The organism is Synechocystis sp. LEGE 06083, assembly GCF_015207725.1.
Classification (GTDB): domain Bacteria; phylum Cyanobacteriota; class Cyanobacteriia; order Cyanobacteriales; family Microcystaceae; genus Synechocystis; species Synechocystis salina.
The window spans coordinates 1-12685 of sequence record NZ_JADEWJ010000096.1; the positions used below are offsets into that span (position 1 = coordinate 1).

Genomic DNA, 12685 nt, shown 5'->3' on the forward strand with positions numbered 1-12685 from the left:
GTCCAATTCGGCTCGGGCTTCCTGAAAGCGAGCCATGGCCAGGTTTAATTCTGCCTGGGCTTTTTGCACATCCACCTGGCGAATTTCCGCGATTTGGGAGAGGGTGGCCCGGGCCGATTCCCTTTCCAGCAACATGGTCTGGGCATCCTTATCCCGGATGGATTGTTGTTCTCGAATTTGTTCCTCCAGGGTGGCTTCGGTTTTCATTAGCCGAGCCCGAGCTTCCTGCAACCTCTGGTTACTAGTTTCTAAGTTCAAGCGCCGCTGTTCCCAGTCCGCCATGGCGATCGCCCCATTTTCCGCCAAACTGCGATAACGCCGGTCATCGTTGGCCGCTTGGTTCACCTCCGCCTGCAGACGGTCTATGGTGGCCTGTTGCTCTATTTTTTCCCCTTCCAATTGCTTAACTAAATTGGCCAGGGCGGCCTGGTTAACAGCAAAATTCTGTTCTAACTCCGCCTGGGCTTTCCGGACTTGGGATTCCTGGGCAGCAATTTGCCCCCGCTTAGCACCGGCTTCGATGATGGCCAAATCGGCCTGGGCCACCCGCACCGACTCCTGGGCGGAAACTACGGCGGCGGCCTTTTGTTCGTAGGAATCCAGCACTGCCACCACCTGGCCTTCCTTAACTTTATCCCCTTCCTTTACCAACACCTTCGATACTTTGGCTCCCCCAAAGGAACCGGGAGAAGCGGAAAGTTTGATAATTTCCCCTAGGGGGGCAATGCGTCCCAGGGCGGCCACGGGCTGGTCTTCTGGAGCCTGGGCCGTGGGAGCAAGGGCACCAGAAGCGTTTTCCTCTCCTTGGTTTACCCCGGAGCGGAGACTGTAAAAAATTATTCCCCCGGTGAATAAAACCCCCACCACCATGGCCAAAATGATCCAGCGGAGGCTATGGTCAGGGCTGGCAAGTTGTCCGGTTCTCGTGGATTCACCCATAAGGCAAAAGGGGCCAATAGCTGGAAAAGACTAGCTAAATTGTAACATTTCGATACAGGGGAATATGGGAGATATGGGCAAAGTTCTGGGGGGCTCAAGAAGGACGCAGATTTTCCCCGGCCGCTTGGTCTAGGAGCCAGAGCAATTCCCCCTGGGGCTGGATATACCGGGCTGGATATTGCTGGGGGTCGGCTTCCGGGGCAAAGATTTCCCCTAACGCTTGCTGTTTACTGGCCCCCGCTACGAGAAAAACCACAGAACGGGCCTGGTTAATCAGGGGAATGGTGAAGGTTAACCGGGGTTGGCCGTCCTTGTTACCCACCGTAATCAGGCGATCGCCAACGGTCAGGGCCGGGGTGTGGGGAAAGAGGGAAGCGGTGTGGCCGTCATCCCCCAAACCAAGTAACACCAAGTCAAAGGCGGGGAAGTGCCCTGCTTCCACCTGGAAAAAAGTGGCCAACTCATTTTCGTAGGCCTGGGCATCCTGTTCCGGATCGGCGGCGGCGGTGGGCATGGGATGGATGTTGGCTTCGGGAATATCCACCTGGTCTAACCAAGCGAGGCGGGCCATACGTTGATTACTGTCGGGGTGGTCGGCGGGGACATAGCGTTCATCGCCCCAAAACACATGGATTTTTTCCCAGGGCAGGGCTTGGCGGGCCAGGGCTTCGTATAGCGGTTTGGGGGTACTGCCTCCCGAGAGGGCAATGGTGCCTTGGCCCCGTTCGGCGATCGCCTTGGTGATGCGGGTGGTGACACAAACTAGGGCCCGCTCAATCAAAATTTGTTTATTTATCAACACATCCACTTGGGGAGCCATGGAAACCTCTGGGCAATGGATAATCTAATTTTTCCCCTCCATATTGGGGTCGTTTTCCACTTAGGTAAAGGAATTGTCTAATTTCTTCATCTTTTGGCTTCTTGATGGGCTAATTTGCCGTAACCCCCCAGGGCCATTAACCACACTGTCACCACTAACCAATGGAAAATAGTAATTAACCAGAGGGAGCCGCTATACCAATAAAGGGCTGTGGTCACTATGCCCAATAGACCAGTGAGGGTAAGGAAGATGGGCTGAAAAAACAAATTTCTGCCCCTGGGATAAAACAGCAGGGCGTTGAGGGGATGGTAGATCAAAAACAGCACCAGACTCAGGGCCATGGCCCCCAAGGTCGGCCAAAATAAATTCAGTTCAGTGGGATAGGGCAATAACATGACCCGAAAAACCAATTCTTCCCCCAGGGCCGGCAGAAAAAACAGGGCCAAGATTGATTTCACACTGCCCCCCAAGGATTGCTCCCACCATTGCCATTGCAATAGGCCAAATTTCATCCCCAGGGGAATGGCGATCGCCCCGTAGACCACAACAGCGATGCCGAAGAATTGCCAATCCTGGGGCTTGGGTAAAAGAACTATGGCGCCTAAAGTCCGGCGGGCTAGGGCCGACAGCACCGGCACATCGCCAAAAATACTAGTGGGGGCCAGGGGCAAAATTTCCGGCATCGATCCCCCCACTTGGTTGGGGCGCATAAACCAAAGTTGGGCACCCTGTTCAAGGAAAATTTGGTTGAGGATATCTTGGTTAACCCGGGGCAACATGGACTGCCAACTGAGCAGGGCATTGACGAGGGTATTGTCCTGGATGAAATCGTATTGATTGGTGGGATTGTCCGGGTCTAAGCCCGCTAGGGTGGCGGCATTGTTTTGCCAGTCTTCCCTGGTAACGCCCCTGGGTTTGAGCATGGCCAACAGGCGATCGCCCAATTGTTTCAGCCGTTGAAAACGTTGACTTTCCGGGGAACTGGGGTGCTGGTCCAACCAACTGAGAATTTCCGGGCTATTCTCCACTTTTTGCTGTAAACCCACAATGGCTAGGTACAGGGCTTGGTTAGAATCCTGCACACAGGACGCCGCCGGACTAACCCCCGCATAACCAGTGCCATCCCCAGTGCGGTAGCGGGCCATCATAATTTGCAGTTGTTTTTGCAATTCATCCAGGGGGGAAAGCACCACCTCACCAAAGTTGTAATCCTGTAACAGGTCTAGTTTGACCATCACATCGGCAAAGGGACGACTTTGGACCCAGCCCCGCTGTAAATTGCCCGCATAGTTTTCCCAGGTTTGGGAACCGGCAATGATGCCCTGGGGATTATGGGCATAGACCTGGTAGTAGGGAATTTCCCACTGCAACTCGTCGGTAAAGGGGTCCCGCACAATCTTAGGCAGGCTAAAGGCAAAATGCCCCGTCACTGTGCCCAACATCGTCTTTTCTCCCAATTTCCCCCCAATGCCGCCAAATAAATGCATCCCCAACAGGCGATCGCCTTCTTGCCATTGGCCCAAGGCCACTTCGGGGGAATCACTGCGGGGATCAAGTAAAACCTTTTGGGCTGTACCTTTGCGAGCGGGGGTATGGTGCCAATTTTGCTGACTAATATAGTCTCGACCAGGGCCTAGGCGAAAAATTTGTTCATCGGGTTGCAATTGAACTAAGGAGCGGGGCTGGAGGGATTGCACCGTGAACAGGCCATCCTGACCTTGGGCCCCATAGATATACCATCCCGCTTGACCCACAGCGGCAGTGGCCAAATCCCTAGGAGTAGACATAAACCGATCGCCATTGAGGCGGGGCTGTTGGGGAATACGAATTGTTTCCTGGGGGCCATCAAACTGCTTACTGATGGCATTGTAATGTTGGACCAGCATTAAATCCGTGGCACAGGGCTGGGAACCAGGACAATCCTTGGGCACTGTGCTAGGGTCTGCTTTCGGATCAGGGCCAATGATTTTCACCAGGGCTTGATAACGGCCCGTCACCATTTCCGGCATGGTGGGCAGTTTAATTTCTGCTCGATTGCCGGCAGGGATATTAACCTGGGCCCGGGGAAAGCGCACCAACACATCGTCCACCGGCCTAGCCCCAGCTAAGGATTGCAACGGTCCCACCTGAGATCGCCCATTTAAACGGTCGGGTAAGAGATTGCCCCGACGTTCACTATTTAAGGCGGCGGGGGTAAAGTTTACGTCGGTGGTAACTAGCCTTAAGTATTTTTCCAAATCGGCATTGCTCTGCCAAGTGAGGCGGAGTTTTTGCCCCACTAGGCCCTGTTGGATAGAAGGAGCCTGATACAGTTCCAGCCAGACCCAATCCCCCGGAGTGGCTTTAGTTTCTGCCACCGTCGGCAGGATTAACCGCCCCAACCATTCACCCAAGGGCCGATAATAAGCCCCATCTAAATTCTGTTGCAGGGGATAATAATCCACCTGGTTAGCGGGCAACTGACTGCTGATTTGATAGTCTGGGATGCGGTCGGAGGGGCCCTGGGGACGGAAAAGCATGACCAGGAAAACTATCACCAAAGCGGCGATCGCCCCTAACACTATCCGCCCGCGCCATTGCTTCATTTTTGGACCGCCCTAAAAATTGCCATAAAAAAACACCTGGGGCGTCTTTCCTTGTTTCGACTCCAGATGTTTTTCTAATTTCCTCACACCTGACCTAAGTATAAATCACCAACGGAGAATGTCAAGGCTCCACCCCAGAAAAAAGCTGATTTTCAAGAAATGTTGACCTAAAGCAGAACTCCAAAGCCTTTTCCTCCGTCGTTTGCCGTAGATTGTGAATTTTTTCTAAAATTTTCTCAAATCCTTCAACCTGGGTCTCCCCGATGCCAGCACGGTTCCATAGACCAAAAGCAAATCCCCCACCTGGATTATTCTTGGTTAAGAGTTGTACACAGGCGATCGCCATTTTGATAACCACGCTAAGATCACGGAGGATTGGCAAAAAGCCCAGGCTGATTGGCGACTTTCTTCTGCGGCCATAAACCGCCCCTGGAGCGGCTTTTCCTTTCTAGATCCGACGTTGTAATTGATCAATTATTTCAGTCGCCCGGCCGATGGACAACCGCCATGGCTCTCCAAATCGGGGTTCCCAGACCAGGATTAAATTAGCCTTTCCGGACAAGGCCTCTGTGAAAATCTTAAAAAAGTATTAAGATTTTAAAAGCTAGCTTATTTTCGGAGGAAATGTGTTTACTCGACTTGCCCAGCAACACCGCGATTTCGTGAAGGATTTAGTCATGAGTCTCAGGGCTCTGGCCACTGTGCTCGAAAATCGAGGCTATATTGCTTCTTGCTACACCTGTGGCGACCAACTCAATAGTGCTTCCTTCATGGTGAGTTTGGGGGAAAATCATCTGATTCGCTTTTTGGTATCGGACTACGGCATCACCTGGACAGAAATGCGGGATGACCGGGAATTAATGAAATTAGAAGGGGCCGAGGCGATTGCCCAATTGGAAGAGTTGGCCAATGTGGTCAAATATTGCTTGGCCGATGCCCCCAAAGGTGGCCGTAAAAAACGGAAAACCGCCCAGCTACAACTAGTCTAAGGCTGGGGTGTGCCATGGCCTCCGATGAGCTAAGTTTTCCCTGTGGGCCACTGCTGAGTTACGGGGGAGTTGCCTTTGATTGCCCTCCGTAAGGCATGGGGACCGGAATGGATTGTTTTGCCGTAGGGCGTTAGATCCCCTGCCGGCCGTAACTGTGAAAATTAAGCTCGGGGCAAACGGTTATAACGTTGCAAACGGATGGTAACTGTCGTTCCTTGGTCGACAGAGCTTTCTAGCAAAATACTGCCACGGTGTAGATCGACACATTTCTTGGCAACCATTAAACCGAGTCCTGTTCCCGCAATATTCCTGACATTTTTACCCCGATGAAAGGGTTCAAAAATTTGCTTTTGATCCTCCGGCGAAATACCAATACCTTGATCGGTCACTTCAAAAATAATATTTTCTGAATCTAGGCTTAGGCTGATTTTTATCTGTCCTCCGTCGGGGGAGTACTTGATCGCATTAGATAGTAAATTTGATAGGATAGACCGCATTAATCTTTCATCCACCAATGCCTTAGTATCTTGATCGCCACAGATAAAGTCAAAATAATATTGATCACTGACACTTAATTGAATTTCTTCAATAAATTGCTGGAACAGTGATTTTAAATCTAACCAACTGGGATTAAATTCTAATTTGCCTGCTTCCGCCCGGTTAATGATTAAAATATCATCCAAAAGCTGGACCATATTTTTCACGGAATTTTGGATACGATGCAAGTTGCGGCTACGCTTATCGGGATCAAGCCAAGCTACTTCCGAATTCTCCAGTAATTGAGCCGCCGCTAAGGCCGTACTGAGGGGAGTGCGAAATTCATGGGAAGCCATGGAGAAAAAACGAGTTTTTAAGCGACTTAATTCCTTTTCCCGTTCTAGGGCGAGGCGAACTTCCTCGGTGCGACGTCGTTCAGTGACGTCCCTTTGCACAGCAATCCAATGGGTATAGAAACCCGTTTTATCGGCAACTGGTACAAGGCTAAATTCTACCCAAAATTCACTGCCATCTTTACGATAATTAATTACTTCAACGGTAATGGATTGCCATTGACTAACGGCTTGTCTTACCTTATCTAATTCAGTGCGACTGGTTTTTGGCCCCTGTAAAACTCGGGGGGTTTTGCCTAGCATTTCTTCGGCGGCATAACCAGTAATTTTGGTGAATGCTTCATTGACATAGAGAATTCTCGGACCAGGATCATCGATGGGTTCTGCCTCCGTGATCACCACCGCATCATTGGTGTGAACCACAACGGATTGTAACAAACGAATCTGTTCTGCTTGTCGTTTTTGTTCAGTAATGTCAGTCACAACCGCCACTAACCCTGCAATATTTTCTTCACTATCTAATAGGGGAGCAGCGGAAAGGACAATTTCAATCCAGCTACCATCCTTTTTTTGACATTTTAATTCTAAGCTAGGGGAAGCAATGCCTAATAAAACTTCCTGTTTAAATTGCTGATAATCTTCCACTAAAATGTGCGATGTCAATAATTTTGGATGGGCAATAATTTCTGCTTCTGTCCAACCAAAAATCCGTTCCGCCGCAGGATTCCAAATCTGAATTTGGTCTGCTAAATTAAGGGTAAAAATCCCCCTAGGAGAGGCCACAATGAGGGATTGCAGGGTGTGATTGGTGTGGCGGAGGGCTGCTTCGGTTTTTTGTCGTTCGCAAATTTCTACCCTCAGGGATTGGTTGGTGGCGGCAAGTTGCTGGGTACGTTTTTCGACTCGGTTTTCCAAATCTTTATTGAGTTGCTGTAATTGCTCATATAATTCCGATTGTTGAATGGCGATCGCCACCTGATTGGCCAATTGTTTCATTAACTCAACTTCCCACGGTTGCCATGGCCGGATAAAAGCACATTGGTGAGCAATTAGGAGGCCCCAAAGATAGGGAAATTCTGATTCATTGCCTAGGGAAGAAGAACGATCATGTTGAAGAATGGGAACCACTAATTTTGATTGCACACCAAACTGTTTGACGAAATCAGCTAGACAAACTTCTACGTCATCCTGGTCGATGTTATTAATGGCCCGTACTTTACCTTTGGTATAGGCTTGATGATACTCAACAGGAAAAACTTCGTCGGAGAAAGTTCGCCCTAAAATACTAGGATAATTTGCATTAACTGATTCGGTAATGGCGCTGCCTGTACCATCTTGCCAAAGGCGATAAATTAAAACTCGATCAACGTGCAACAGGGTTTTAACTTCAGCGACGGTGGTATTTAAAACCGTTTCCAAGTTCAAGGATTGGCGGATATGCTGGGTGATTTGATTAATAAATCGTTCCCGTTGAGTTTGTTGCTTGAGGCTAATTTCAATCTTGCGGCGTTGCTGGTTTTGTCGGTACCACAAATAACAGGCAATGGCGATCGCCAGAAAAACAAATTCGATTGGAATTAGAAATTTGCCCATAGATAAGCGGATCCCAAAGGAAAAACCTTAATTAAATTTTTGTTTAACAATAATTTTCATGATTTTTAACAATAAAGCTAAATCCTGATCCTTGGCAAAAACACCATCAATTTGAGGCAGATAACTGCGAGCTTGCAGCGTGATCTGACTATCGGCATAATCCGTAATGAGGAGCAGGGCTGGCGGTTTAGCAGACAAGTTTTTGATAATGGTAACTAAATCTAAAGTGGCTGAAATATCAATTGGTTCATATCTAATACCGCAACCAACTAGGATGGAGTGATATTCTCCAATGTCAACACGGTTAAATAGAATATCCTGGAAATTGATGGCAGAAATTTCAAAGTTTGGGCATAAAAACCGCTTGACCGATTGATACCATTGCCGATCCATTTCTAGGATACCAATCTTTGCCCTCGCTTTTTTGCGGGATGGGGCAGATGATTTTTTACCGCCTAGTTTCAACATTAAAGTCTGGTCTCAAATACAAAGTCTGCAAAGTTTCGAAGCATTAAACCAGAGAACAAATAGTTAAACCACGAAATATTTCTAGCAAAAAACCCTGGCCGTTCAACCGCCTAAGTCCCCCCAGGGAGGGGGATGGACCGGTATAAATTTTTTCAGCCCTAAGCTCTGCTTTGACATCGCAAAAACTACAGTCCGATAATGCCCCAGGCACTAAGGGCAACGGCGATTAACCCCAAACTGACCAATGCTCCCCCACCATAAAGAACTACTTTGCCGGCTAAATAAACTCCAGCGGGATAGGGTTGCTTTTGCCATTCCCAACGGTAAGTTAGGGGAGCTTCGTTGCGGAAGTAGCCGATCGCCTCTAATTTTTCCCGATGATCAGCACCGTAACGGGGCATGCGGGCAAAGGGTAACTCACCACTAATCCGTTGGGGTAGAATGCGCCGCCGTTGATAGGGCACGGTATCGTAGCCAAAGTTTTCCAAATATTCCTGACTATTGAGCAGTTCATTGATGAAGCCGGGTAACCCCTTGGTGGCAATCACAATTGACCAAGCAATTTTCTCTTCTTCACTATAAACATCTCGACCCAGTAATCGTTGAATACACATTTGTGCAAAACGCTAATTATTATTTACTTCAAAATTACGGCGACGAAAACTATCCGAAAGAGCTAAACCACGGATAAAATCCCGCACAGTAATTTGCTGATTTTTTAATTGGGATTCCAAGGCAATCTGCCGATTACTTTGAATCATTTGTTGCTCGTTGAACACCTGACGATAGGCCGCGGCAATCAGATTATCCATGCCAGAGGGGGAAAGGGTGCCCTCCGTGGTGAAAATGCGGGCGTGTTCATCTCCAGAGACTTCGTAGTTGGCAACCCGTTGATTCTGACTGACGGGGGAATAGGCAATTAAAGGCAGTGTCATAGATAAAGTTAGTTATTAAGCTTAAAAGTTGATCAATGCCCAGCCAATGACTGGTATGTGTTGGTATCAAAAATGCAATCCTAACAAAGTGAAACAGAAGAAAAGGGGGAGAAAGTCGTAAAGAAATCGGAAAGTTAGCTTATGTGTTTGAAACTGTTACATTTCGCAACATGAATTAACCCAGACCCGTTCACCCCTTCAGGTAAGCTGAGGTTGATAGAGAAAAGCACAATGGGCCATGAGAATTCTTTTAGTGGAGGATGATTTGCCGCTGGCGGAAACCCTTGCAGAGGCATTGAGTGATCAGCTTTACACCGTTGACATTGCCTCCGACGCTTCCCTGGCCTGGGATTATGCTGCCCGACTGGAATATGACCTGGTTATTTTGGATGTGATGCTACCGGAGTTGGATGGGATTACGCTCTGTCAAAAATGGCGATCGCACAGTTATTTAATGCCAATTTTGATGATGACCGCCAGGGATACCATCAACGATAAAATCACCGGTTTAGATGCCGGAGCCGACGATTATGTCATCAAGCCGGTGGATTTAGGAGAGTTATTCGCCAGGGTGCGGGCCTTGTTACGCCGGGGTTGTGCAACCTGCCAACCAATTTTGGAATGGGGACCGATCAAGCTGGACCCAAGCACCTATGAAGTTAGTTACGATGGCGAAATTTTGCCCTTGACCCGCAAGGAATACAGCATTCTGGAATTGCTACTCCGCAATGGTCGCCGGGTTCTGAGTCGGAGCATGATTATTGATAGCATTTGGAATTTGGAGAGTCCCCCAGAGGAAGATACGGTCAAGGTCCATGTGCGGAGTTTGCGACAAAAATTAAAAAGTGCTGGTTTATCAGCAGATCTAATTGAAACGGTCCATGGCATTGGGTATCGTCTTGCCAATTTGGCGGAAAAGCCTTTGTGCCAAGGGAAAAACTAGCCCGGAAAACCATGCTCCCCCATGGAAAAATCTGTTCAATCCCTTTTCTGAGCCGGTGTTACTTGGGGTAGATCCTGGGGATCAAAATAGTTTCTTTTGCCGTAGGGCGCTAGGGCTTTGAGTACTTCCCGGCCGTAACTGCGGGAATTGACCCGGTCATCGAGGATGGCCAACCAGCCCCCGGACTCCCTTAGGGGCAACACGGCTTGCTGTAAGTCTTTCAAGGCCACCGGCAGTAAATAGTCCCGGAACCAGTCTTGATGGTGGCGTTTGTGGTGTTGTACTCGTTTGGCCACCAGGGGATTTTCCAGGGAGGGAATGGGTAAAGTGCCTAGGATCAGCAGGGCCGGTGGGGGAAACTGTTCCCTTTGGGCGCACCAGTATTGCCAACCTGCCACTAAAATGCCAGGAGCAAAGCTGGGGGTGGGTTCCACTTTCACTCCAGAGCCTAACTTGGCCGCTAGTTGGCTGCCCAGTTGAGCTTTGAGAGGTAGATCATCGAGCAAAATCACCACAAAGCTGTCCGGTTGCACGGCGATGATTTCCGTCAGAATGCGTTCAATTTCCGTTAGTAAAGTGGTTTGGAAAGCTGGGGTATTGGGTAAAGGTAGGCGATCGGGTAGGTAAATGGTTAGGGCATCCTGCAGACGGTGGGGCGAAAATTTTAAGCACAGTAAATTTCCCAAACCTAAGGTTTTGCAATAGGTGGGGGCGGTTTTCTCCGCGTCTAAAAAACTGCCGATGAGCACAAAGGCGGCTTGATTGCTTTCCTGGCCTCCATCAACAGAATCTCCCTGACCTTGATCGGAGCTTTGCCAAATTGGTTGCAGCCAGGGTTGTACGTTGACCGGACTGACGTGGAGACTTATTTTGCCCTGCTGTCGGTCCACTTCGGCCCAGAGGAGATGGTTATCGGTTTGTTCTTGCCAAAACTGCCAGAATTGCTGAATTTTGTCCGTCTTTTGCTGTTTAGCTCCATTTTTAAACTGGCGATTGGCTAATTGTTCCATCACCGCTTGGTTGAGGTCTTGGAGTTCTTCTCCATCAAGGGGATAAAAACCATGGGGATTGATGGGACGAGCGAAGAGGGACTGACTGAGGCGGCTCCAATGGGTTAGAACTTGGTCTTGACTCTGGGGAGTTTGGGCAAAGAGGGGTTGGAGGGTATTCCAATCTAGGTGATGGGAAAGAAAATCCCTTGTCCAATCTTCTAAATGTTCCACCTGCTCGATCGCTGTGAGGGCGGGGACAGTATTGGGCAATGACGCTAAATTTTCCTGCAACCATTGGTCTGGAGTAAGAATTTCCGGCCAGGTAATGACCAAATCAGGATCATTGCTTTGTAGGGCCGTTTGCAAAGTTGGCAAAATCACCGTTTCTAAATCCTGCTGCCGTTTAGGGGTGGTGACCAAACGAACGGGCTGATCACTGAGCAAACAGGGCAACAGATAACTGGGGCCGTAGGTGGGGGGTAAACAACCGGTTTGGATCAGAGCCGATCGCCGTAGTCGCAGAGCCCGGGACACCAAACGACCCATGGTCAAGGAATGGGGCCAGGGGGGAATGGTTTGTTGGCGCTGTTGGGCTTTGAGCAGGTGGTGAACTTGGGTTTCGAGTAGTCCCATGGGGGTGTTTTTTCGGCCACGACCGGGATCTATGCCATGATGGGAAGTTAACGAAATTAATGTCATTAAGGTAAAAAAACATGGCTGAAATTCAATTTTCCAAGGGAGTTGCAGAAACCGTTGTCCCAGAAGTGCGCCTCAGCAAGTCGAAGAATGGGCAGTCCGGCATGGCAAAATTCTATTTCTTGGAACCGACAATTCTAGCGAAAGAAAGCACCGATGATATTACCGGCATGTATTTAATCGACGACGAAGGGGAAATTATCACCAGGGAAGTAAAGGGTAAATTTATCAACGGCCGTCCCACGGCGATCGAAGCTACGGTGATCCTCAATTCCCAACCGGAATGGGACCGGTTTATGCGCTTTATGGAGCGCTACGGCGCAGAAAATGGCTTAGGTTTTTCCAAATCTGAATAATTTTTCAATTTTTCATCCTCCTCGGTGACGATGCGGCAATCCCTTTCCCGATCTTCCCAACCTAGTCCTAGTCAGACCTGGCCCTACTGGTATCTGGTGCCCATTTATCCCTACAGCCAAAGGCAAACTTTGTTGCGGGAAGTGGTACCGGACACCATTTGGGTGTTGGAGCAGGTACAGGGAATTTTTTATGTGGTAGTACCCATCCGCATGACGGTGGTGCGCCTGAATACGGGGGGATTGCTAGTTTACTCTCCCATTGCTCCCACGGAAGAATGTTTGCAATTGTTGGGGCAACTAACGGCCAAATATGGCCCAGTCAAATATATTATCCTACCCACCATTTCTGGGTTGGAACATAAGGCCAATGTACCTTCCCTGGCCCGCCATTGTCCAGAAGCAACGGTGTATGTGGCCCCAGGACAGTGGAGTTTTCCCCTTAATTTGCCCCTTAGTTGGTTGGGCTTTCCGCTCGGTCGGACTAAAATCTTGCCCGCTGATAGTGCCGAAACTCCCTTTGCGGGGGAATTTGATTATGC

The 12685-nt window shown here is 49.1% G+C and carries 11 protein-coding genes and 1 pseudogene; 4 read left to right on the forward strand and 8 right to left on the reverse strand.

Annotation, left to right across the window (positions count from 1 at the left end):
* The 4 genes from IQ219_RS09195 to IQ219_RS09210 form a co-directional block, all read right to left on the reverse strand.
* Positions 1-939 (reverse strand): biotin/lipoyl-binding protein (locus IQ219_RS09195; protein WP_194072401.1); only part of this gene is annotated, 939 nt, incomplete at its 3' end.
* Between the two features lie 94 nt (positions 940-1033).
* Entirely contained in the window at positions 1034-1759 is a 726-nt protein-coding gene (pgl, locus tag IQ219_RS09200) for a 6-phosphogluconolactonase (protein ID WP_194072402.1), read from the reverse strand.
* 86 nt (positions 1760-1845) lie between these two features.
* On the reverse strand, positions 1846-4344 hold the full coding sequence (locus IQ219_RS09205) for a CPBP family glutamic-type intramembrane protease (RefSeq protein ID WP_194072403.1): 2499 nt from the start codon (positions 4342-4344) through the stop codon (positions 1846-1848).
* 121 nt (positions 4345-4465) lie between these two features.
* Complete coding sequence (locus IQ219_RS09210) at positions 4466-4702, reverse strand: hypothetical protein (protein ID WP_228016850.1); 237 nt, start codon at positions 4700-4702, stop codon at positions 4466-4468.
* Positions 4703-4970: 268 nt separating this feature from the next.
* On the opposite strand from IQ219_RS09210, the gene IQ219_RS09215 reads away from it, so the two are divergent.
* Positions 4971-5333: a DUF1815 family protein gene (locus tag IQ219_RS09215; protein ID WP_010874211.1), complete on the forward strand. Its 363-nt coding sequence runs from the start codon at positions 4971-4973 to the stop codon at positions 5331-5333.
* A gap of 161 nt (positions 5334-5494) precedes the next feature.
* On the opposite strand, the gene IQ219_RS09220 is transcribed toward IQ219_RS09215, so the two are convergent.
* The 3 genes and pseudogenes from IQ219_RS09220 to IQ219_RS09230 form a co-directional block, all read right to left on the reverse strand.
* Positions 5495-7756 carry a PAS domain S-box protein gene (locus tag IQ219_RS09220; protein WP_194072404.1) on the reverse strand — a complete coding sequence of 754 codons (2262 nt, stop codon included), beginning with the start codon at positions 7754-7756 and terminating at the stop codon, positions 5495-5497.
* Positions 7757-7783: 27 nt separating this feature from the next.
* Entirely contained in the window at positions 7784-8224 is a 441-nt protein-coding gene (locus IQ219_RS09225) for a hypothetical protein (protein ID WP_194072405.1), read from the reverse strand.
* 185 nt (positions 8225-8409) lie between these two features.
* Positions 8410-9159 (reverse strand): annotated as a pseudogene (locus IQ219_RS09230) (phycobilisome rod-core linker polypeptide).
* Between the two features lie 238 nt (positions 9160-9397).
* Here IQ219_RS09230 and IQ219_RS09235 point away from each other — a divergent pair.
* Complete coding sequence (locus tag IQ219_RS09235) at positions 9398-10102, forward strand: response regulator transcription factor (protein WP_194072406.1); 705 nt, start codon at positions 9398-9400, stop codon at positions 10100-10102.
* A gap of 35 nt (positions 10103-10137) precedes the next feature.
* Here the strand turns inward: IQ219_RS09235 and IQ219_RS09240 are convergent, their stop codons facing one another.
* Positions 10138-11727: an ATP-dependent DNA helicase gene (locus tag IQ219_RS09240; RefSeq protein WP_228016854.1), complete on the reverse strand. Its 1590-nt coding sequence runs from the start codon at positions 11725-11727 to the stop codon at positions 10138-10140.
* An 80-nt stretch (positions 11728-11807) separates the two neighbouring features.
* Between IQ219_RS09240 and psb28 the strand changes: the two genes are divergently transcribed.
* Positions 11808-12146, forward strand: a complete 339-nt coding sequence (gene psb28 / locus IQ219_RS09245) for a photosystem II reaction center protein Psb28 (RefSeq protein WP_010871246.1) — start codon at positions 11808-11810, stop codon at positions 12144-12146.
* A 24-nt stretch (positions 12147-12170) separates the two neighbouring features.
* The coding region (locus tag IQ219_RS09250; protein ID WP_194072408.1) for a DUF4336 domain-containing protein at positions 12171-12685 on the forward strand (515 nt) is incomplete at its 3' end.

Excerpts from the sequence above, each read along its gene's own strand:
- pgl (WP_194072402.1), bottom strand. The coding sequence starts at position 1,759 with ATGGCTCCCCAAGTGGATGTGTTGATAAATAAACAAATTTTGATTGAG.
- IQ219_RS09205 (WP_194072403.1), bottom strand. The coding sequence starts at position 4,344 with ATGAAGCAATGGCGCGGGCGGATAGTGTTAGGGGCGATCGCCGCTTTG.
- IQ219_RS09220 (WP_194072404.1), bottom strand. The coding sequence starts at position 7,756 with ATGGGCAAATTTCTAATTCCAATCGAATTTGTTTTTCTGGCGATCGCC.
- IQ219_RS09225 (WP_194072405.1), bottom strand. The coding sequence starts at position 8,224 with ATGTTGAAACTAGGCGGTAAAAAATCATCTGCCCCATCCCGCAAAAAA.
- IQ219_RS09235 (WP_194072406.1), top strand. The coding sequence starts at position 9,398 with ATGAGAATTCTTTTAGTGGAGGATGATTTGCCGCTGGCGGAAACCCTT.
- IQ219_RS09240 (WP_228016854.1), bottom strand. The coding sequence starts at position 11,727 with ATGGGACTACTCGAAACCCAAGTTCACCACCTGCTCAAAGCCCAACAG.
- psb28 (WP_010871246.1), top strand. The coding sequence starts at position 11,808 with ATGGCTGAAATTCAATTTTCCAAGGGAGTTGCAGAAACCGTTGTCCCA.